This window comes from Pseudoxanthomonas wuyuanensis (assembly GCF_900215535.1).
In the GTDB taxonomy this organism is placed as follows: Bacteria; Pseudomonadota; Gammaproteobacteria; order Xanthomonadales; family Xanthomonadaceae; genus Pseudoxanthomonas_A; species Pseudoxanthomonas_A wuyuanensis.
In genome coordinates, this window is sequence record NZ_OCND01000007.1 from 83,671 (window position 1) to 105,439 (window position 21,769).

Genomic DNA, 21,769 nt, shown 5'->3' on the forward strand with positions numbered 1-21,769 from the left:
AGGGGTGACCGATGGCTGACCCGATGAAGATTGCGGTACTCGGGGCGGGTTCGTGGGGCACCGCGCTGGCGGCGTTGATGGCGCGGCACGACCACGCGGTCACGCTTTGGGGCCGCGATGCGGCCATCAGCGCGGCCATCGATCAGCGCCACGAAAACACCCGCTACCTGCCCGGCATCGCGCTTCCCGGCAACCTGCGCGCCACCACCGATCTGGCGGCGGCGCTGGCCGATGCCGATCTGGTGCTGGTGGTGGTGCCTTCGCACGCGTTCACCGAAACCTTGCGCACGCTGGCGCCGCTGCGGCCGGCACGTGCCGGCGTGGCGTGGGCGACCAAGGGCTTCGAAACCGGCTCCGGACGTTTTCTGCATGAAGTGGCCGAAGACATCTTGGGGCCCGAGGTGCCGTTGGCGGTGGTGACCGGACCATCGTTCGCCAAGGAAGTCGCGCTGAACCTGCCGACCGCGGTAACCGTGCACGGCAACGATGCCGCTTTCGCGCAAACCGTTGCCGAGGTCATGCACGGGCCGACTTTCCGCGCCTACACCGGTGAGGACATGGTCGGTGCCGAGCTGGGCGGCGCGATGAAGAATGTGCTGGCGGTGGCCACCGGCGTGGCCGACGGCATGCAACTGGGCCTCAACGCCCGTGCCGGCCTGATCACCCGCGGCCTCAACGAAATGCTGCGGCTGTCGGCGGCCATCGGCGCCAAGCCGGAAACGCTGATGGGCCTGGCCGGGCTGGGCGATCTGGTGCTGACCTGCACCGGCGATCTGTCGCGCAACCGTCGCCTGGGCCTGGCGCTGGGACGCGGCCAGTCGCTGCAGGATGCCGTGCGCGAAATCGGCCAGGTGGTCGAATCGGTGCAGACCGCCGACGAGGTGATGCGCCAGGCCGAGCGCCATGGCGTCGACCTGCCGATTTCCAGCGCCGTGCGCTCGGTATTGCATGGCGATCTGACGCCGACCGACGGCCTGCAGCAATTGCTGGCGCGCGAACAGAAACCGGAATACCCGGAGACGTTGTTCAAGTAGAGCGAGAAACGAGGAGTGAGGAGTGAGGAACGAAAGGCCCCTTGTTTCTTCCACCCTGCTCGTCCTGGCTGTTGCTCGTCATCCCGACGTACGCTGGAAGCGCTTCAAGACAGCCTGAAAGGTTGGTCGTCCATCTGCGGTGGCTTCGCTCTGCAGCCAGTATCAATAGAACGGCTCCTCGCTTGACCAGCCATTCGGCTGTTCAGAGCCTGGCGGCGCCCGTCCGTTGACGCATAGAAAAGCCCGGCACAAGTGCCGGGCTTTGGGGGAGCGGCGTGGGGAGAGAGGGACACGCCGCGGGGGGAGCTTTGTTGCTTTACCAGCTGAAACGCGGACCCACGAACCACTGGGTATCGCCGTCGATCAGCTTCACATCGGCCGAAGCGCTCCAGTTCGGGGTGAACTTCACCTGCGCGCCCAGGCGGCCGTAGAACTCGCCGTCGTAGTTGTCGCCGTCTTCGTAGCCGGCCAGTGCGTAGCCGTTGAGACGATTGGTCAACGCGCTGTTGACGCCGACCTCGACGCTGTAGCCGTCGTCGCTGCGAAAGCCTTCCACCTTGGCGTTCTCATATGCGACGCGGGTCAGCAGGTCGACGCGTTGCGAGAGTTCATGGTTGTAGCCGACGCCAACGCGCCACTGCTCGATGCCGACATCGAAATCGTCGAGTTCCTGATCCTGATAGTCAGAAAACAGATGGAAATTGGGATGGATTGCGACGGAGCCTTTCAGCGCCCAGCCGTCAAAGTCAGGGCCATCGATATTGGTGGCGGTGTAACCGCCTTCGACGTAGTTGTAGGAAACGCCTTCGGCCGCTGAAGCGGCGAACGGCGCGGCAGCCATCAGGGTCAGGGCAAGCAAGGACTTCTTCATATTCAACGGAGCCTCAAGTTATTTATTGTTATGCCGGCGCTGAAGCGGATGAACGCCGTTCGCAGCCGGTGCCGTGAAGTATCGGTTGGCCACTGCAACCCGCCCTGAATATCAAACTGAGCAGTACATAAATTGGGTCGCAAGTTGCGGAACTTTTGGCGGACGCCGGAAGAAAACCCGATAGGCAAACCGAGCCGCTGCGACTAGCTGGCTGATGCGTGTGGACCGGGGCTTGCAGATGCCGGACGACTGAACGCCGATACCGCGGATTCCCAACGACGTTCATATCTGCCGCAATCGATCCGAGCGGTGCTCATGCGGGTAAGCACCGACAGCTGCCGCATCGTGAGCGTCAACGGCGAGGGTGTCGGTCGTTCTGTGATCAAAAGCCGGATTCCGCGCCGTGATTTAACAGGCTCTGGCAGCGCGAACTGGCACCATCGATGTGCGTTTGGTGGTGAACCGGCGCGGCGGGTCTTCACGCGGGCTGATGGCCGGATGGACAGCGCAGTGCCGCTGCGGATGCGGCCTCATCGCGTGTTCCAGCCCATTGGCGACCGCGGTGGTGCGCGACGTCTTAGCCTTGGTGAGATTTCCGATGGAGGAACGATCATGTCCGATATGGCGGATGAAAAACCCCGCAAGGAATCACCACACGGTCTGCGGGCAAGCCGGGATTTCCTTGAACGGACCTTGCGCGCTGCCGGCATTGGCGGCTGGGAGCTGGATCTGGAAAGCGGGCAGATGGTGTGGTCGGAGGAAACCTGCCGCATTCACGACGTCCCGGCGAACTACCAGCCGTCGCTGGAGGAGGCGCTGGAGTTCTACGAACCGCAGTCCCGGCCCGTCATCGCCGCCGCCTTCGAGGCGGGCGCACGCGATGGTACCGGTTGGGATCTCGAGCTGCAGATGCGCAGCCGCGCCGGCCGTCAGCGATGCATCAGGAACGTCGGCAAGGCCGAGGTGGTCCAGGGCAAGGACAAGCTGGTGGGGGCCATCGAGGACGTGACGCTCAAGCGCCAGGCGATAGCCGCCATGGAAGCCAGCGAACGCCGTTTCCGCAAGCTGTTCCAGTACAGCATGGGCCTGATCTGCACGCACGATCTGGACGGCGTCCTGCTGAGCGTCAATCCGGCGGCAGCGCGGTCGCTGGGGATGCCGGTGTCCATTCTGGTAGGCCGGCCGCTGTACGATTTCATGCTTCCGGCGCGGCGCGAGCGGTTCCAGCAGTACCTTTCCGAGGTATCCCGTAACGGCACGGACTCGGGCATCATCGAGTTGATAGCCGCCGATGGCGGAGTGCGTTACTGGAAGTACCACAATGTGCTGGACGATGAAGCCGACGAGCCCTATGTGCTGGGCCATGCGCAGGACGTCACCACCCAGTTCCGCCAGGAGCAGCAACTGCGCGAATGGTCGGTCCGCGACCCGCTGACCAGTTGCTTCAATCGCCGGGTCCTGAGCGACATCGAAACCAAGCTGCAGCCCGGCGATCGCTGGGGCTGCATTGCCGTGGATCTGGACCATTTCAAGCAGGTCAACGACACCTACGGACACCAGCGCGGCGACGAAGTGCTGGTCTCGATGGCGTGGTTCCTGAACGAAAAGCTGGAAAAAAAAGATGCGCTGATACGGCTGGGCGGGGACGAGTTCCTGATTCTGCTGGCGGACGCAGACATCGAACGGACCGAGTCGCTGATTGCCGGCTACCGGGCCGATGCCGACAGCGCTCCTATCGGCTTTTCGATGGGCGGCGCGGCACGCCGCCCCGGCCATTCGCTGGAGCAGGCCATCGGCGAGGCGGACAAGAAACTCTACGAATACCGGAGCCAGCGAAGAAGCTCAGCCATGTAGGCGCGAGCCCTGCGCCATCGCCTTGGCCGGCAACGTCGCCTTACTCCGGCGCGCGCCGGAAACGGTAGAGCAGCGCGCCGATCAGCAGCGCGACCGCGGCCGCGACCAGGTTGCGCCAGGTGGCGCTGGCCAGCAGGCCCAGCGACAGCAGCAGCGCGATGACGGGAATCGCCGCACCGCCGGGAAGTTGCAGCACATCGCTGCGATGACCATGCTGCCGGCGCAATACCAGCACCGACAGCGCGGTGCCGATATAGGCGAACAGCCGCGCCACCACCGACAGCATCGCCAGTTGCACGAACGAACCGGACAGCGCCAACGCCAGCGCCAGCGCGCCCTGGGTGATGATGGCCGCAGCCGGAGTGTGGAAACGCGGATGGATGCCGGCCAGCAGGCGCGGACCAAAGCCGTCGTGGGCCAGCGCATACAGCACGCGCGGGCCCAGCAGCATGGTGTTGCTGTTGGTGCCAAGGATGGAGATGGTCGCGCCCACCGTCAGGATCAGCGCCAGGGTTTCGCCGCTGAAGACGGCCGAGGCGTCGGCCAGCGGCGTCTGCGACTGCGCCAGTCCCGGCAGCGTGCCCTGCGCGACCAGTTGCACGGCCGCGTAGATCAAGGTGACAGTGGCGATCATCGTCATCAGCGCGAATGGCACGTCGCGGCGCGGATTCTTGAACTCGCCGGCGGCGGCGGGGATGTTTTCGAAACCCGCGTAGGCGAACAGCAACAGCAACGCCGCTTCGCCCAGGTTGCGCAGATCCGGCGGCTGTCCGGAAATGGCGAACGACCAGTCGACATAGAACATGCCGATGCCGACAAACAGCAGCAGCGGCAGCAGCTTTCCGATCACCAGCGCAACGCCGGTGCGCGCGGCCGACTTGATGCCGATGACATTGATCAGGGTCAGCAAACCCAGCGAGCCGACCACGATCGCTAGGCGTCCGCCGCCGCTGCCGGCGGCCGGCCAGAACCGCGCGACTGCGTCGGCCAGCGCATTGCTCAGCGCTGCCGCCGAGGCGATACGGGTCAGCCACACCATCCAGCCGATCTCGAACCCGACGAACGGGCCGAACGCTTCGCGCGCGTACAGGTAGCTGCCGCCGGGTTCGTCGAAGTAGCTGGCGGCCTGCGCGTAGCACAGCACCAGCATCGCCACTGCCAGCCCGGCCAGCAGCACCGCCCACAGGCTGGCCGGGCCCAACAACAGCGCGGTGGCGGCGGGCAGCAGGTAGATGCCGCTGCCGATCACGTCATTGATCGACAGGCCGACGATCTGCCAGCGGCTGACCGCGCGGACGAAGCCCGGGCGCTCCGGTGGCGGCGCAGGCGCGCTCATGGCTGCGCTCCGGCGGACTGCGGCAGTTGCCAAGACCGTTTGAGTCGCGCGTACTCGGCCTGCGGCAGCAGCACGAACACCGGTTGCGCCTGCGGTTGCAGCCACGCCAGCAGCGCCTGCATCGCTTCGGCGTCCATGGCGGTGCAGCCGGCAGTGGCCTCGCCCGGCGCCTTCCACAGGTGAGCGAAGATGCAGCTGCCGGCGCCGGCCAGGTTGTCCGGGTTGTGCCGGATCACCAGGCCCTGGCGATAACGCTGATCGCCATCGGCATGCAGATCGCGCCGCATCGGCTCGGTGGAACCGGCTACCGCCGCCTCGCCGACCTCATCGCGGTCGACGATGCGGTTGTACAGCGGCGAGCCGTCGACATCGATGCAGTAGTCCGAAGCGCGCATGGCCCGGTACGGCATCGCGGTATCGGCGCTGCCGGCGTAGCCGAAGGCATCGCCCAACGCGAACGCGCCAGCCGGCGCGCGGCCATCGCCTTCGCGTTTCTGCGGGCCGTGGCTTTGCAGCGGATGCAGGCCGATGCCCCAGGCCGAACCGGCGCGTCCCACCGTGATCGGCACTGCCGCGGCGACCGCCTGCCAGCGGCCATCGATCCGTTCGAAACGCTGCAGGCTGCCGTCGCTGGCATCCCAGTCGGGGGTTATGACCAGCACCAGCTGGCCTGCATCATCCCAGGGCAACGCGTTCCCGGTTGCGGCCGCTGCAACCAACGGAAACAGCGCCAGCAGACCCGACATGCTCCAACCATGCAGGCGCCGGAGCAACGGAAGGAAACGTAAGGAACCTCGCATGCGCAACTCCGGGCAGGGCGGTTTACGAATCCAGCATCTGCTGGATCCGTTCCAGGTTGATGTTGAGCTGACGATACCGGTCGGGATTGCTCTGGCACAGCAGCACGAAGACGAAATCGAGCAACGATTGCAGCGATGAGCGGTACAGCAGTTGCTCGACGTGCGGTGCCGGATCGTGCGCCGAAATCACCAGCGCCGCATCGGCGTGCGCGCGCAGCGGGTTGGCGGTATGGCGGGTAATGGAAATGACCTTGCCTTCGCAGGCCTGGAACTGGCGGCTGACCTGCGAGAGCTGCGGCAGCTTGCCGAACTCGGAAAACATCACCAGCGTGTCGCCGGGCCGTACCGCCGACAGGTTGGCCATCATCAGGATCGGATCGGCGTGGTGGACGGTCAGCAGGCCCAGCAGCGACAGCCGCATCGCGAACTCGCGCGCGAACAGGCCGTCATCGCCCAGCCCGCAGACGAATACCTTGCCGGCCTGGTCGATCAGCCCGACGATAGCCTCGATATTGGCGCGCGGATTGAGCGAACGGGTCTCTTCCTCGGCCGCGGCCTTGCTGCGGCGCAGACCGTCCTGCAGGCGCGTAAAAACGTCCGCGTCGGCGGCGGGCTCCTGTTGCGGCACCGGCGCACCGTCGCCGTTGCGGGCCACCGCGGTGCCGACCGAGTACTTCAGGTCCGGATAGCCCTTGAAGCCAAGCTTCTGGCTGAACTTGACCACGCTGGACTGGCTGACGCCCAGCGCGCTGGCCAGCTGCTGCGAGGAGTAGTCGCGCAGCAGGTGGGCGTTGTCGAGAATGAAATCGGCGATGCGGCGCTCGATGGCCGACATCTGGTCGCGCTCGGATCGGATTTTTACCAGGGGCGGCATGCGAAGACCTTATCCTACCTGTGGTGATCTCACCATTGCTGACGGTCCGGCCTCAACCGGAGATCATTTCCAGGCCGCGGACCTCGCGGATGCCCAGGCCGGGCGCATCGGTGATCGAGATCTCCGATTCGTTGAAGATGACCCCGCCCTCGGCCGGATTGAACCGGCACAGCGACGGACCGTCCAGATCGACCTTGGTGATGGCGCCGGCCTTGGCCACCGCGACGTGCACGGCGGCCGCCACGCTGATGCTGGTTTCTATCATGCAGCCGATCATGCACTCCACGCCGTACAGCGCGGCGATGTCGGCGATGCGGATGGCATTGGAAATGCCGCCGGTCTTCATCAGCTTGATGTTGATGATGTCGGCCGCGCGCATCTTGATCAGGTCGATGACCTCGGTGGGTCCGAACACGCTTTCGTCGGCCATCACCGGCGTGTGCACGCGGTCGGTCACGTACTTCAGGCCGTCGATGTCGCGCGCCTTGACCGGTTGCTCCAGCAGCTCCAGCACCACGCCGGCGTCTTCCAGATGCTGCATGGCGAACACCGCCTGCTTGGCGGTCCAGCCCTGGTTGGCGTCCAGCCGCAGCAGCGCCCGGCCTTCGACCGCCGAGTAGATGGCCTTGACACGTTCGATATCCAGGCCGATGTCCTTGCCGACCTTGATTTTCAGCGATTCGAAGCCTCGTTCGACCGCATCGATCGAATCGGCGACCATCTTGTCGATATAGTCCACGCTGATGGTGATGTCGGTGGTGATGACCGGGTCGCCGCCGCCGAGCATCTTGTACAGCGGCGCGTTGTACAGCTGCGCCCACAGGTCGTAGACGGCGATTTCCACTGCGGCCTTGGCGCTGGTGTTGCGCTCCAGCGCGGTCTGGATCAGCTGGGTGATGTGGTTGAGGTTGGCGATTTCCTGCCCGATCAGGCGCGGACGGATGAACTTGGCGATGGCCTCGATGATGGAGCCATGGGTATCGCCGGTGATGACCGCGGTGGCCGGCGCCTCGCCATAGCCGGTATGGCCGCTGTCGGTATGCACCACGACGATGATGTCTTCCACCGTGTCGACCGTGCGCAGCGCGGTCTTGAACGGCGTTTTCAGCGGCACGCGCAGCATGCCGAACCGGATGTCGGTGATTTTCATGAAAGCCTTTAGGGACGGATTCTCTGGATGCTGTAGATGCGGTCGACGAAGCTCTTGTCGCCGTTGAACAGCAGCGGCTCCAATGGAGTCACCGCAACCGAGTTCAGCGGCGCCCGCACGATGTCGCCGCCATCGCTGCGGTAGGTGATGCCGGTGGTGTCATGGATCAGGTAGGTGTTGCCGTCTTCCTGGCCGATCACCATCATCACATGGCCGGGGATATAGATGAGATCGCCGACCTGCAGCGTGCGCAGCGCCTGCAGGCGCTTCTCGTGGCTGTCGTTCTCATCGAACGCGATGCGGTTCAGCGCCGGGCTGACGCCCTGGTCGCGGGTATTGCGTGGCAGTTCCACGCCGAAGCTGCGGTAGACCTCGGAGACGAAGCCACTGCAGTCGCGGGTGTTGTAGGCGTGCCCCCAGCCGTAGCGTTCGCCGAGGAACTTGAAGCTCTGCGTCAGCAGGTTGGCCGGCGTCAGAGGCAGGTACTGGGTTGCCACATCCGCGGTGCGCGGCAGCAGCGCCGGCAGCAGCGTCAGCGCGCCATCGTCGCCGCGCACCGGTAACTGGATGACGTGCGAGGTATAGGGGTGCTGGCCGTTGACCGGCTTGTCGGCCGGCCAATCGGCCAGCAGCGGCACCCGCACGCCCATGTCCAGCTGCAATTCGGAAACTCCGGGTTGCTCGGGGTTGTAGACCGTGCGTACGGTGGCGCCGGTGACGATCAGCGACGGCTGCTTGCGGCCGTAGCCGAATACCGTTTCGCGCCCGCCCAGCGCGACATGGCGTTTCTCGATCCAGGCCGCATACAGGCGGCTGATCGCGAACAGCCACTGGCCGTCGCGGCTTTCGTGGATGACGACGACAGGCGTACCGGGAAACAGCGCGCTTTCCTGGAAGCGGTCGATGTCGGTGTCGCCCGGCGAACTGAATACCCGCAACCGGGTGGGAAAGGTACGCAGATCGGCGCGATGCGCCACCAGGCCGTAACGCGCCGCGGTGTAATCGGGCACTCGATCCAGCGCCAGCGCGTCCTGCAGCGAAGCCAGCGTCTCGGCCGCAACGGTCCGGCGCTGCGCGTCGAACAGCGTGCGCGTCGGTGCGGCCGAAAGCGGCGCGATCCATTCGCGGACCTGTGCGGCGCTGAAGCGGGCGGGCAACTGCTCGATGTCGTGCACCGAGCGGTCCTGCTGCTGCAATCGCGCGTTCTGCGCGGCGATGGCATCGGCATCCAGGATGACCCGGTCGGCGTGCGGTTGCCGCTGCACCCAGTACTGCGCATCCAGATGGCGGTCGGCCACACCGACCACGGCCGGTACAGGCGCCGAGCTGCGCTCGAAGGCCTGGACCGCGGGTGCGACGATCAGCAGCGCAATGGCCATCAGCAGCCAGCGCATCGCAGGCGCTGCCGGAACATGGTGGACGGACGCAGCGGTAGCTCCACGCGGCGGCATGCGCCACGGCTGGACTTGGCCGGTCGTCATTGTGCGGACCCCGTCGGGCCGTGAGGTATGGCGCATCTTCCTCCCCTCTACTGCAAGTCGGCGGCCGCGGAGGGTGCCGGGCCGCTTGGAATATTTATTTCTTATAGCACAAGAATCAAGAATAAATTATTGACCAAGGCCCCGGGCCGTGTTAGAACCTGTTCAAAGCCTGTCGAGAGCGCAGCCAGGTGATGCGTGGCGGAGCGCAGAAAGCGCAGTGTACGTACAGGTACATGAGCATTTCGAGCACCGCACGCGCGCCAGATGGCTAGCGCAGCAAGACTTTGAACAGGTTCTTACACAACCGTGACCAGTCGGCGTGGGTGATGATCGACGTGGAAGCAAGCAGGGGCCAGCGCAATCGTTTCGTTACAGGACGGCACCGCCATTGGGTATTGCCGCGAAGACCGCGCGTGCGGCTGGCAGCCATCCTACTCCTGGCCCTGCCCATGCTGGCCGGCGCAGAACCGGCGTCGTCGCCGATCCTGGCCGGGGTGGTGGCCGATATCGATGCCGGCCGGTTCCAACAGGCCGGGCAACGCATCGATCAGGCCCTGTCTTCGCCTGCGTTGCCGGCTTCGGCCCGGCGGGATCTGGAATTCGAACGCGAACGCATGCGCCGCATCCATCTGGATTTCGCGCTGGACCGCGAGCAGGCGCTGCAGCGCTTGCGCGCGCAGGTACCGGACGCCAGCGACGCCGAGTTCGACGCCTGGGACGATGCCGGCCTGATCGAACGGCTGGATATCGATGGCGAGCCACGTTACTTCAAGCGTGCTGTTTCCAATCTGTTTCTGCTGAGCCCGCAAACCGCCGCACGCCGCGCGCCGCCGGTGCGGCCTTTCAGCCAGGGGCCGTACGAGCGCCTGCATCCGCATCACGGTGAAATCGTGGCCGCGGCTCGTGCCAGCGGCTCGACCAGCGTGGCGCCACGGCGGCTGCAGATTACCCAGTCGCTGACCGTCTACGCCGATGCGGTGCCGGCCGGCGAAACCGTGCGCGCCTGGATTCCGTTTCCGCGGGCGATACCGGGACAGCAGGAAGACATCAGGCTGCTGGGCAGCGTGCCGGCCGCGGCCCAGGTCGCGCCGGAGGACACCCTGCAGCGCACCGCCTATCTGGAACGCACCGCACGGGCCGGCGAACCGACCCGGTTTTCGATCACCTACGAACTGACCGTCTTCGCCCGCCGCTTCGAAATCGATCCGGACAAGGTGATCGCCGCCGGCATCGCGCCGGAGCTGGCTCCCTACATCGAAGAGCGGCCGCCGCATATCGTGTTCACGCCAGCATTGCGCCGGTTCTCGGCCGAAGTGGTTGGCGACGAAACCCATCCCTACCGCATCGCGCAGAAGCTGTTCGCCGCGGTGGACAGAATTCCGTGGGCCGGCGCGCGCGAATATTCCACCATCTCCAACATCAGCGACTACGCGCTGCATGCCGGCCATGCCGATTGCGGCCAGCAGACGCTGCTGCTGATCGCGTTGCTGCGGCTCAACGGCATTCCCGCGCGCTGGCAATCCGGCTGGACCTATTCGGACCAGGACGTCGGCTACGACAACATGCACGACTGGGGCTGGCTGTACCTGGCGCCGTACGGCTGGGTGCCGATGGATGTCACCACCGGCCAGTTGGAGTCGGACGATCCGGCGTTGCGCTGGTTCTACCTGGGCGGGCTGGACGCGTACCGCATCGCCTTCAACGACGACTATTCCACCGATCTGCAGCCGGCAAAACGGCATTTCCGTTCGGAAACGGTGGACTCGCAAAGAGGGGAAGCGGAGTGGAGGGGCGGCAACCTCTACTTCGATCAATGGGACTACGACTTCGAATGGAAGATACGGCCGACAAAAAGCAGCGGCGGTTGACGATCAATCGGCGGTAATCACACCAGACATCTAGCAGGAGAGAGCGGGGATGAAAGGCAAGACATTCAAGAAGGCGGCGCTGTATATCGCGCTGGGGGCGTGCATGGCGTCAATGGCGCCGCTGGCGATGGCGCAGAGCGTCACCGGCGCGGTGGCCGGACGCGCAGAAGCCGGGCAGCAGATCACGGTCACCAACACTGCCACCGGTTTGATCCGCACGGTCTCGGTCGGCGCCGACGGCAGCTACCGTCTGAGCCAGTTGCCGATCGGCGATTACCGCCTGCAGGTCACCCGCGATGGCCAAAGCGTAGGTGAGCCGGTTATGGTCAACGTGTCGCTGGGCGGCACGACCACGGTTAACTTGGGCGGCGACGGCAGCGTGGTCAACCTCAATGCGATACAGGTGGTCGGTTCGCGCGTGGTCAACCGCGTGGATGTGCGGTCGACGGAATCTGCAACCAACGTGAGCCGAGAAGAAATTGCACGTCTTCCAGTGGATCAGAGTTTGGCTTCGGTAGCTACCCTCGCACCCGGCGTAATTGGCGGCAACTCTTCCTTCGGAGGAATATCGTTTGGCGGCTCATCGGTCGCAGAGAACTCGGTATTCATCAACGGTCTCAACGTCACCGATTTCTATCGCCGACAGAGCTTCTCGTCAGCTCCGTTTGCTTTCTTCCAGGAATTCCAGGTCAAGACGGGCGGATACTCTGTGGAGTTCGGGCGCAGCACTGGTGGCGTGATCAATGCAGTGACGCGCTCTGGCAGCAACGAGTTCCAGGGTGGGGTGCAGCTGACCTTCGAGCCGGAAGCCTGGCGCTCGACAGCAGACGATCATCAGTTCCCGGACCTAAACAATGGTACTGCCTACTACAGGGCCAGCCGGGATCGGCAAACCTTCACCAAGACCAATGTCTGGGCCTCGGGGCCGGTGGTCGAGGATAAGCTGTTTCTGTTTGCGATGTTCGAGCAGCGCGATAACAAGACTGGAAACACCAACAACCTTGGCACGACTTGGTCCAGCGGCGAATCCGACAACGGATTCTGGGGAACAAAGCTGGATTGGAACATCACCGACAACCATTTGCTGGAGCTTCTGGCGTTCTCTGATGAAGGCGACTCGCAGACCAGCGTATACGGATACGACTTCGATACCGCAACGCGTGGTGCCTTGACCGGCCGCAGCATGTCGGAAAGTGGTGGGCGGAATGGATCGATCACCTACACTGGCCACTTCGGGCAGAACTTCACTGTCAAGGCGATGTATGGCGAGAACAAGAGCAAAAGTCTGACGCGTTCGTCTGCCGACGAACTGTGCTCGCTGGTGACGATAAATTCCAGCTACAGCAGCATCTACGAAGCGATGGGAAGGCCTACTGTAAGCTGTCATCCAGGCGGTTCGGTCGTCGATCATCATGACAAGCGGGAGGTAGGACGCCTGGACTTTGAGTGGGCGCTGGGCGACCACTTGCTGCGGTTTGGCTGGGACCACGAGCTGATGACTACTGACCGGTCGACGCGCTATCCGGGTCCGGCTGCCATGAGCTATACCGTGTACGGTGTCACCAATCCCGACACCGTGCTGGACAACGGGGCAACTGTTCCGGCGGGGGTGAGCGCCTATGTGATGGGGCGCCGTCGTATCGACGGTGGCGTTTTCGACACCACGGCCAACGCCTGGTACGTGGAAGACAATTGGAGTATCACGCCTAATCTTCTGCTGAACCTCGGTTTGCGCGTCGATAACTTCAACAACAAGACCGCAGCCGGAACCAGCTTCATCAAGATTGACGACTTGGTATCTCCGCGGCTTGGCTTTTCATGGGACATGAAGGGTGACGGCAGCACCAAGCTGTTCGGCAACCTTGGCCGCTACTACCTGCCTGTCACCAACAACATCAACTTCACGTTCGCCGGCGGTCTCATCGACGAGCGGACCTTCTACGTGCTGGATGGTTGGCGCCAGGAGGTCAATCCGGTGACCGGCGGGAGCTATACCGCCCCGAACCTTGGCGCGCAGATTGGTCCGGTGGACGACCAGTACAACGTGTCGGTGGGAGATCTGCGCCAGAGCGTGGATCGTGACATCGATGCTGTGTACCAGGACGAAGCGATTCTGGGTTTCCAGAGCGCCATCAGCCAAGCCTGGTCGTGGGGTGTCAATGCCACCTACCGGCGCATGAAGAATGCGCTGGACGATATTCGCATCAACCATACACCGTGTGGCCCAACCAGTACGTTATGGCCGATCGGCAATCCGGGCAAGTCACTTACCATCTGGGGCACCACCGAGATGGGTTGCGCGACCGACGGATGGATCACTATCGATACGTCCAGGGACGGCTACCGCAAGGGCGGTAGCGGCGAGGTGGTCGGGTACTTCGAGCCCAGGCGGACCTATAAGGCGGTTGAGTTCCAGATAGACCGCGCCTGGGATGGTAAATGGGCGTTCAATGCTTCTTACCTGTGGTCCAAGTCCGAAGGCAATCACGAAGGTCCCGTCAACTCGGATACCAACTACGGCGATACCGGCATGGTCCAGCACTGGGATCATCCAGCCAACAATGAGCGTTACGGGTATTTGTTCAATGACCGCCGGCATCAGATCAAACTGCGTGGCAGCTATACGCTGAATGAGCAATGGTCGTTCGGCAGCACATTGACGGTGCAGTCGGGTGGCCCCATCACTGCCTTCGGCGTGACGTGGCCGAACGACACTCTGGGGGCTGCCAGCTTTGTCACAGAAGGCTCCGGTGGCGGCTCCGGCTGGATCTGTGTGCAGAACTGCGCTGGATCCTACGAGCAGCGCGTCTACGAGTACTCGCCGCGTGGCGCGTTCGGCCGCATGCCCTGGACCTATAACCTGGGTGCCAATGTCACCTGGACGTTGCCGGTGGATGGCATTGATCTGAAAGCGCGCTTCTCCGTCTACAACCTGCTCAACGAGCAGGAAGTGATCAACGTCCGTGGACGTTACGAAGCCAACCCCGGCGTCTATAGGCCGACGTTTGCCACAGGCACCCGCTGGCAATCCCCACGCTATGCCCAGTTGGTGGTGACCTGGAACTTCTGAGCAACGACGGGCACTCCGGCATCGTGCCGGAGTGCCAGGTACCGAGGTACGGAACTACCGGATGCCAAAGACAAGACTGCGCTTGCTTTCCCTCTTTCCCTGCCTGCTGTTGGCAGGGATTTCTTTTTCCGCTTCCGCCATCGAACGCGACCGGATCGACGCTGCGTTCGACGACGCGTTCAACCGCTACCGACTGCCTGGATTGGCCGTCGGCATCATTCAAGACGGTGAAGTTGTCTACCGCCGCACTGCTGGCGAAACGGCAGCCGGCGGTGGGCAGCCCATCGACGCCGACACCTTGTTCAAGATCGCCTCCAACAGCAAGGCGATGACCGCCGGAGTACTGGCGCGGCTGGTCGATGCGGGCAAGCTGAAGTGGGACGATCCGGTGACCAAGTACCTGCCGCAGTTCCGCATGCAGGATCCGTGGGTCACCGCCAACATGCAGGTGCGGGATCTGCTGATCCACAACAGCGGCCTGGGCCTGGGGGCCGGCGATCTGATGCTGTGGCCGGAGCCGAACGATTTCACCCGCGCCGACATCATCGCCGGACTGGCGCACCTGAAACCGACCCATAGCTTCCGTTCCCACTACGCCTACGACAATCTGCTGTATGTGGTGGCCGGCGAGGTCGCGGCCGCTGCGGGTGGCGCGCCTTACGAAACGCTGGTCAAACGCGAACTGTTCGAGCCGTTGGGCATGGATCGTTGCCAGGTCGGCGAATGGAACCGCACCCAGGTCGGCAACGTCGCCCAGCCGCATAGCCGCACCGCGCAAGGAAACCGGGTCATCCGCGAGGATGGTGAGGTGGTGCCGAACATCACCTCGATGGCGGCCGGCGGCATCCGCTGCAGCCTCGACGACATGCTGACCTGGATCGGCATATGGCTGGATCCGCAGCGGCAGCCGGCCTGGCTTTCCGAGCAGCAGCGCAGGGCGGTGTGGACGGCGCATATGCCGATGCCGGTCAGCAAGCGCATGCGCGAATGGGACAACAGCCACTTCTCCGCCTATGGCTACGGCTGGCGGCTGTCCGATGTCGACGGCGTCTGGAAGGTCGCGCACACCGGTACGCTGGCCGGCATGTATTCGTCGGTGATCCTGCTGCCGGACCAGCGCGTCGGCATTGTGATCCTGATCAACGGATCCGGCGAAGCGGCGCGAACCACGCTGGGGCAGGCGCTGACCAAGCGCTTCACCCGTCCATCCGACGCCACGCTGACGGTGGCGCATTACGCGGCAGCGCTGGAGGCGGAGGATGCCGCCGATCCGGACAGGCCGCGGATCGCCGACACCAGTAGTCGCAGTCCTGCCACCGCCGCGGCGTTGGCGGGTCGGCTGGGACGCTACCGCGACCCGTGGTTCGGCGAGGTGGCGCTCTGCGCCGCCGGCGATGGCGTTTCGTTCGTGTCGGCGCGCTCGCCGCTGCTGGCCGGGCGGGTGATGCGGGTCGGTGACCGCTGGCTGGTCGACTGGCACAATGACAGCGTTGACGCCGAACCGTGGTTGGCCTTCAGCGAAGGTCCGCCGATCGGATTGGCGTTGTCGCATGTCGATCCCGATGCCGATTTCAGTTACGACTATGCCGACCTCGATTTCCAGCGGACAGGCCCTTGTGAATGACCGACTCCGGTCAAGCCGGAGGGTCAGCGGGCCGGTTTTCGCCGCGTTGTGCTGGCTGGCAGCGACGGCCTGCGCCGCGCCGCCGGTCCAGCTGTCGCCCGCGCAGAGCGTGCAGGAAACCGATCTGGTGGACGTGGCGACGCTTGTCCCCGACGCGCAACTGGATATCCGCTATGCCGGCACCGGCAACTTCACCGGCGATGTCGTGGACGGCTATCTGGCGCCGAAGTGCTACCTGCTGAGGCCGGTCGCCGAGGCGCTGGTGCGGGTCGCGGATGATTTGCGCGCTGAGGGATTGTCGTTGCAGGTCTTCGACTGCTATCGCCCGGCGCGGGCGGTGCGGCGTTTCGTTGCCTGGTCGAAGGATCTGGACGATCAGCGCACCAAGCCCGACTACTACCCCAACCTGGACAAGTCGCAGTTGCTGGACGGCTACATCGCCGAGACATCCGGCCACAGTCGCGGCGCAACGATAGACCTGTCGCTGACGCGCTGCGCGGATGGGACCTGCCAACCGTTGGACATGGGCACCCGCTTCGATTTTTTTGACACGCTGGCCAACACCGCCGACCCGCGCATCACCGCCGAACAGAAGTACAACCGCCAGCGTCTGCTCAAGGCCATGGCGCGGCATGGTTTCCGCAACTACCCGATGGAATGGTGGCACTACACCTTGCAACCCGAACCGGCGCCGGGCATCGCCTACGACATCCCGGTGCAATGAACGCCACGGTTGCCAATGCCTCATCGCAGGTCGCCGATGTTGCGGTCATCGGTTGCGGCATCGTCGGGCTGTCGGCCGCATTCCATCTGCGCCGGCGCGGATTGTCGTGCCTGCTGATCGACGCCCGGGGACCGGCCGCGGAAACCTCGTTCGGCAATGCCGGCTCCATTTCGGTCGGCAACGTGATGCCGCAATCGACACCCGGCATCGCCTGGAAGGCGTTGCGGATGCTGGCCAACCCGCTGGCGCCGCTGAAGCTGGACTGGGGCGTCAGCCCGGCGTACGCGCGCTGGCTGCTGCAGTTCCTGTGGCAGGGCAAGCGCGACAAGGTGGTGCCGGTGGTCGATGCATTGAACGCCATCAACACCGCCGCGCGCGCGGCCTGGCTGGATATTGGCGAGCGCATCGGCGCGGAGGATCTGATCGCGCATACCGGTTACCTGCATGTCTACAGCGAGCCGGAAACCTTCGCCAGGGGCGAATGGGAACGCCAGCTGATGCGCGAGCGCGGCGTCGCCTTCGATGTGCTCGACCGCCATCAGCTGCGGGATCTGGAACCGGACATCGGCGATCGCTTCCAGCAGGCGGTGTTCCAGCGCGACTCGCTGGCCATGCGCAATCCGGGCGGGTTCTGTCGCCGGCTGTTCGACGATCTGGTGGCCGGCGGCGCGCAACCGCTGATTGCCACCGTGTCTTCGATCCGGCGCGAAGGCAACGGCTACCGGATCACCAGCGACCGCGGCAGTGCCCATGCCGGGCGGATCGTGCTGGCCGCGGGCGCGTGGAGCAACCGGCTGCTGCAACCGTTCGGCGTCAAGCTGCCGGTGATTCCGGCGCGCGGCTACCACCTGATGTATCCGCAGCAGGACGAGGTGGTGCGGCGGCCGACGTTGTGGGCCGAACGCTATATGGTGGTGTCGCCGATGCAGCAGGGCGTGCGCATGACCAGCATCAAGGAACTGACCGCGTTGGGCCGGGACCCGCAGTACGCGCTGATCCGGCGGCTGGATCCGGAAGTGCACAAGTTGTTTCCGATGCTGTCCGGTCAGCCGGTGGCCGAGTGGGCAGGCAACCGCCCGTGCACGCCCGATTCGCTGCCGATCCTCGACCGCGTGGCCGATGAACAGATCTACCTGGCCACCGGTCACGGTCACCTGGGACTGACCCAGGGCCCGATCAGCGGCAAGCTGATCGATCAGCTGATGGCGGGGGAGGCAACCGATATTCCATTGCGTCCCTACCGGCTGGGAAGATTCAGTGGGCGGGATTGAGCCAGTCGCCAGATTGCACAGTGTGGAGAAAGGGGCTTGAAAGAGCTGCTTCTTCCAAGTGAGGAAACGTCTACGCTACGTGGAAGCCGGAGGCCATGGCACCGGCTTCTGGACAGATTGCCGGCGCTCGAAAGAAGCCGCCCGAAGTCGCGTTTCCTGTGGGAGTGGTGCCGGCATGCCGGCACCGGTAAGTCGCGATGAGCTTTACCGGTAGCGCTTCATCGCGACTTACGTCGCTCCCACAAGGAATGAAGGTCTACTCCCCCTCAGGCTTGCGAAAGGTGGCGCTTTTTATCGATGTCCCCGAAACGCAGAATCGGCCGCGCATGCATGATGCGCGGCCGTTCGGTTCGTTTTCGATCATTCCTTGATGAAATCCAGCAAATCCTGGTTCAGCCTATCCTTGTGGGTATCGGTGATGCCGTGCGGTGCGCCGGCGTAGACGATCAGCTTGGCGCCCTTGACCAGCTTGGCCGAGGCCTTGCCCGAGGCATCGATCGGCACGAGTTGATCGTCATCGCCATGGATGACCAGCGTCGGTACGTCGAAGCGCTTCAGATCCTCGGTGAAGTCGGTGGCCGAGAACGCGGCGATCGAATCGTAGGTGTTCTTGTGCCCGGCCATCATGCCCTGTGCCCAGAACGAATTGATCAGGCCTTGCGAGGGCTTGGCACCGGGGCGGTTGAAGCCGAAGAACGGGCCCGAGGCGATGTCCAGGTACAACTGCGAGCGATTGGCCTGGGCGCCGGCACGGATGCCGTCGAACACCTCAATCGGCAGCCCGCCGGGATTGCTCGGCGTCTTCAGCATCTGCGGCGGCACCGCGCTGACCAGCACCGCCTTCTTGACCCGGCCGGTACCGTGGCGGCCGATGTAGCGGGCGACTTCGCCGCCGCCGGTGGAGAAGCCCACCAGCACGACATCCTTCAGATCCAGCGTTTCGATCACCGTGGCCAGGTCGTCGGCGTAGTGGTCCATGTCGTTGCCGTCCCATGGCTGGCTGGAGCGGCCATGGCCGCGGCGGTCATGAGCGATGACGCGGTAGCCGTTCTCGGCCAGGAACAGCATCTGCGATTCCCAGCTGTCCGAACTCAGCGGCCAGCCATGGCTGAAGGCGACGACCGGGCCGTCCTTCGGACCCCAGTCCTTGTAGTAGAGCTGTACGCCGTCGCCGGTGGCGATATAGCTGGAGGTGGGCGGCACGGCGGCATTGGCCGGCGGCGGCGCGGCGGCGGCCGCAAAGGCGGTGGAGGCGGCCACGGCCAGCAGGGCGGTGGCGAAAGAACGGGTGATTGAGTTCATGGAAGGGGTCTCGGGTTGACAGTTCAGTGGGTGTGCCGGCGCGGGGGCGCCGGCCCGTTGGAAAGGGTCAATCGGCAACGACCAGGGTCACGTCGATGTTGCCGCGGGTGGCGTTGGAGTACGGGCAGACGATGTGGGCCTGATCGACCAGCGCCTGCACCTGCTCGCGCGGCAGGCCAGGCACGCTGATGCGCAGTTCCACCTCGATGCCGAAGCCGGTGGGAATCTGGCCGATGCCGACCTTGCCTTCGATGCGGGTGTCGGCCGGCAGCGCCACCTTGGCCTGGCCGGCGACGTATTTCAGCGCGCCGATGAAGCAGGCCGAGTAGCCGGCGGCGAACAGCTGTTCCGGATTGCTGCCTTCGCCGCCGGCGCCGCCCAGTTCGCGCGGTGTGGACAGCTTGATGTCCAGGGCGTTGTCGGAGGAGACGGCGCGGCCGTCGCGGCCGCCGGTGGCGGTGGCAGTGGCGGTGTAGAGGACTTTTTCGATCGACATGGGAATCTCCAGAGGGTGGGTTGTGTGGCAGGAAGGGAACCGGCTGCCACGCCGGAACATAGATAGCTATTAAATAGCGTGCTATTTATATGGGAAATCAACGTTAGGGCTCAGGCACCGCTTATCAGGTTCTGTCGCAGCGCCTCGAGCTGGCGCTTCATGCTGGCCAGCTCTTCCACGCTGCAGCCAGCCGCGCAGAACAAGCCTTCGGGAACCGCCTTGGCGCGGGCTTTCAGCGCGCGCCCGGCGTCGGTCAGCGCAATGATGACCTGGCGCTCGTCGCTGGCTGCGCGGGTGCGGGTCAGCAGACCAGCGGACTCCAGCCGTTTCAGCAACGGGGTCAGCGTGGCCGAATCCAGAAACAGCCGTTCGCCGATGTCCGATACGGTCAGCTGATCCTGCTGCCACAGCACCAGCATCACCAGGTATTGCGGGTAGGTCAGATCCAGCGGTGCCAGCAGCTTGCGGTAGACCTTGTTCAGGGCCAGGTTGGCCGAGTACAGGGCGAAACACAGCTGGCTGTCCAACTGCAGCGGCAGCTCGGCAGGCAACGGGGTCGGGGCGGGCTTGGAGTTCATGTTGCGTAATTTACATAGTGCGCTATGTATTTGCAAGCGATATTTCGCGACACAGCGTTCCAGCCCCGCCCGGCGACTTATTGCCCGCCGTTGAAACCGTGCTGGCGCCAGGCTTCGAACACCACTATGGCGACGGTGTTGGACAGATTGAGGCTGCGGTTATCCGGCCGCATCGGCAGGCGCAGGCGTTGCTCGGCAGGCAGGCCATCCAGCACGTCCTGCGGCAGGCCGCGGGTTTCCGGACCGAACAGGAAGGCGTCGCCGGCGGCATAGGCGGGCTGGTCGTAGCGCCGCTGGCCACGGGTGCTCAGCGCGAACAGGCGCCGGGGCCGGATGGCGGCGATCGCGCTATCCAGGTTGGCGTGCACCTGCAATGTGGCGTATTCGTGGTAGTCCAGACCGGCGCGGCGTAGCTGCCTGTCATCCAGATCGAAACCGAGCGGTTGGATCAGATGCAGCCGCGCGCCGGTATTGGCGCAAAGGCGGATGATGTTGCCGGTATTCGGGGGAATTTCCGGCTGGTACAGCAGGACGTCGATATCCAGGGAGGTCGTCATCGCGCGCATTCTACGCGGCGCGTGGCGACCTCAAACCATGCCCATCAGAGGGCGATGCTGCGGCGTTGCGGTGGAACTCCGGCGCCAGTCGGCTTGCTGCGTTGGAGCGGTATTGCGCTTGCTATCAACGCGAAGCCAGCTGACCGGCCAGTGCGCCGGCCTGGATGGCGAAGGCGCGCATGTCTTCAGCCGACGGACGCACCGTCACCACCGGCATATCGACGATGCGCACCGCCTGGTTGGCCAGGTAGGCGGCCAGGTCCTCGGCGGCCGGACGCACGGTCACGGTGGCCAGGTCGACGATCTTGGCGTTCCTGTAGGCCTGGTAGTGGGCCAGGTCTTCGGCAGCCGGCTGCACCGACACGGTGGGCAGGGTGACGATGCGGTCGGCCGACGGCGCGGCGGCAACAGACTGGTTGGCGACATGCTGGTTGTCGGCATGGGTGGCGGAAATCACCATCGAGCCAGCGCACAGGGCAAACACGGCGGCGGCGGTCAGCGGGAGCAGGGTCTTGGTGTTCATTGTCATGCCTCTGTAGTGATGTTGTTGTGTGGTGTGGTAGTAAGGTAGTACACCTAATCAGACAGATCAAGCAGAACCTTTCGTTCCGGTGTTATTGTTCAGCGTACAGTCAGAAACGGCCTGGGTGTTCTTGCTCTTGCTATGGGTTAAGCAGAAGCCGTGCCAACTTCAAGTCCTTGATTGGATTGGATAAAAGCCAGGTCTCAGATGTCCGTGTCCGGACGTTGTGTCCGCGGGGGTGGCCGTTCCTTCGGGATTTCAAGACGGGGCGCGGCCAGGTTTGTGACCACCGGTACGCCGTGGGCGGGCCCCGGCGGCCATGGCAGGTGTCTTGCATTTGGATGCGGTTCAAGCGC

At 64.3% G+C, this 21,769-nt stretch carries 18 protein-coding genes; 7 read left to right on the forward strand and 11 right to left on the reverse strand.

Translation table 11 applies throughout. The annotated features are described in order from the left end of the window. Positions 1-11: 11 nt before the first annotated feature. Positions 12-1,034, forward strand: a complete 1,023-nt coding sequence (locus CRO39_RS14435; protein ID WP_097122655.1) for an NAD(P)H-dependent glycerol-3-phosphate dehydrogenase — start codon at positions 12-14, stop codon at positions 1,032-1,034. Between the two features lie 316 nt (positions 1,035-1,350). On the opposite strand, the gene CRO39_RS14440 is transcribed toward CRO39_RS14435, so the two are convergent. Further along, a complete protein-coding gene (locus CRO39_RS14440) occupies positions 1,351-1,905 on the reverse strand; it encodes an outer membrane beta-barrel protein (protein ID WP_097122656.1) in 555 nt (184 codons plus the stop codon). A gap of 345 nt (positions 1,906-2,250) precedes the next feature. Here CRO39_RS14440 and CRO39_RS14445 point away from each other — a divergent pair, with 345 nt between their 5' ends. After that, entirely contained in the window at positions 2,251-3,759 is a 1,509-nt protein-coding gene (locus CRO39_RS14445) for a sensor domain-containing diguanylate cyclase (protein ID WP_176520215.1), read from the forward strand. A 40-nt stretch (positions 3,760-3,799) separates the two neighbouring features. Here CRO39_RS14445 and CRO39_RS14450 read toward each other — a convergent pair whose 3' ends face one another. The 5 genes from CRO39_RS14450 to CRO39_RS14470 form a co-directional block, all read right to left on the reverse strand. After that, positions 3,800-5,095, reverse strand: a complete 1,296-nt coding sequence (locus tag CRO39_RS14450) for an APC family permease (RefSeq protein ID WP_097122658.1) — start codon at positions 5,093-5,095, stop codon at positions 3,800-3,802. Next, entirely contained in the window at positions 5,092-5,841 is a 750-nt protein-coding gene (locus CRO39_RS14455) for a L,D-transpeptidase family protein (RefSeq protein WP_097122659.1), read from the reverse strand. Before CRO39_RS14455 ends, CRO39_RS14450 begins: the two co-directional genes overlap by 4 nt. 76 nt (positions 5,842-5,917) lie before the next feature. Continuing rightward, positions 5,918-6,769, reverse strand: a complete 852-nt coding sequence (locus tag CRO39_RS14460; RefSeq protein ID WP_097122660.1) for a MurR/RpiR family transcriptional regulator — start codon at positions 6,767-6,769, stop codon at positions 5,918-5,920. A gap of 52 nt (positions 6,770-6,821) precedes the next feature. Then, on the reverse strand, positions 6,822-7,919 hold the full coding sequence (locus tag CRO39_RS14465; RefSeq protein WP_097122661.1) for a dipeptide epimerase: 1,098 nt from the start codon (positions 7,917-7,919) through the stop codon (positions 6,822-6,824). An 8-nt stretch (positions 7,920-7,927) separates the two neighbouring features. After that, complete coding sequence (locus CRO39_RS14470) at positions 7,928-9,313, reverse strand: C40 family peptidase (RefSeq protein WP_097122662.1); 1,386 nt, start codon at positions 9,311-9,313, stop codon at positions 7,928-7,930. Between the two features lie 536 nt (positions 9,314-9,849). Between CRO39_RS14470 and CRO39_RS14475 the strand changes: the two genes are divergently transcribed. The 5 genes from CRO39_RS14475 (at position 9,850) to CRO39_RS14495 (ending at position 17,957) form a co-directional block, all read left to right on the forward strand. Next, positions 9,850-11,268: a transglutaminase-like domain-containing protein gene (locus CRO39_RS14475; RefSeq protein WP_097122663.1), complete on the forward strand. Its 1,419-nt coding sequence runs from the start codon at positions 9,850-9,852 to the stop codon at positions 11,266-11,268. A 49-nt stretch (positions 11,269-11,317) separates the two neighbouring features. Then, positions 11,318-14,338 carry a TonB-dependent receptor gene (locus CRO39_RS14480; protein WP_097122664.1) on the forward strand — a complete coding sequence of 1,007 codons (3,021 nt, stop codon included), beginning with the start codon at positions 11,318-11,320 and terminating at the stop codon, positions 14,336-14,338. Between the two features lie 61 nt (positions 14,339-14,399). Then, complete coding sequence (locus tag CRO39_RS14485) at positions 14,400-15,962, forward strand: serine hydrolase domain-containing protein (RefSeq protein ID WP_097122665.1); 1,563 nt, start codon at positions 14,400-14,402, stop codon at positions 15,960-15,962. After that, on the forward strand, positions 15,955-16,686 hold the full coding sequence (locus tag CRO39_RS14490; RefSeq protein WP_425479706.1) for a M15 family metallopeptidase: 732 nt from the start codon (positions 15,955-15,957) through the stop codon (positions 16,684-16,686). The genes CRO39_RS14485 and CRO39_RS14490 overlap by 8 nt, the downstream gene beginning before the upstream one ends. Continuing rightward, entirely contained in the window at positions 16,683-17,957 is a 1,275-nt protein-coding gene (locus CRO39_RS14495) for an NAD(P)/FAD-dependent oxidoreductase (protein WP_162125881.1), read from the forward strand. The genes CRO39_RS14490 and CRO39_RS14495 overlap by 4 nt, the downstream gene beginning before the upstream one ends. A 360-nt stretch (positions 17,958-18,317) precedes the next feature. Here CRO39_RS14495 and CRO39_RS14500 read toward each other — a convergent pair whose 3' ends face one another. The 5 genes from CRO39_RS14500 to CRO39_RS14520 all read right to left on the reverse strand — a co-directional run bounded on the left by CRO39_RS14500 (position 18,318) and on the right by CRO39_RS14520 (position 21,413). Continuing rightward, positions 18,318-19,259, reverse strand: coding sequence for an alpha/beta fold hydrolase (locus CRO39_RS14500; protein ID WP_097122667.1), 942 nt, complete (start codon positions 19,257-19,259; stop codon positions 18,318-18,320). Positions 19,260-19,326: 67 nt separating this feature from the next. Then, entirely contained in the window at positions 19,327-19,755 is a 429-nt protein-coding gene (locus CRO39_RS14505) for an organic hydroperoxide resistance protein (RefSeq protein ID WP_097122668.1), read from the reverse strand. Positions 19,756-19,865: 110 nt separating this feature from the next. Then, positions 19,866-20,333: a MarR family winged helix-turn-helix transcriptional regulator gene (locus tag CRO39_RS14510; protein WP_097122669.1), complete on the reverse strand. Its 468-nt coding sequence runs from the start codon at positions 20,331-20,333 to the stop codon at positions 19,866-19,868. 77 nt (positions 20,334-20,410) lie between these two features. Then, positions 20,411-20,890 carry a tRNA (uridine(34)/cytosine(34)/5-carboxymethylaminomethyluridine(34)-2'-O)-methyltransferase TrmL gene (trmL, locus tag CRO39_RS14515; protein ID WP_097122670.1) on the reverse strand — a complete coding sequence of 160 codons (480 nt, stop codon included), beginning with the start codon at positions 20,888-20,890 and terminating at the stop codon, positions 20,411-20,413. Positions 20,891-21,014: 124 nt separating this feature from the next. Further along, positions 21,015-21,413 carry a hypothetical protein gene (locus CRO39_RS14520; RefSeq protein WP_097122671.1) on the reverse strand — a complete coding sequence of 133 codons (399 nt, stop codon included), beginning with the start codon at positions 21,411-21,413 and terminating at the stop codon, positions 21,015-21,017. Positions 21,414-21,769 lie beyond the last annotated feature (356 nt).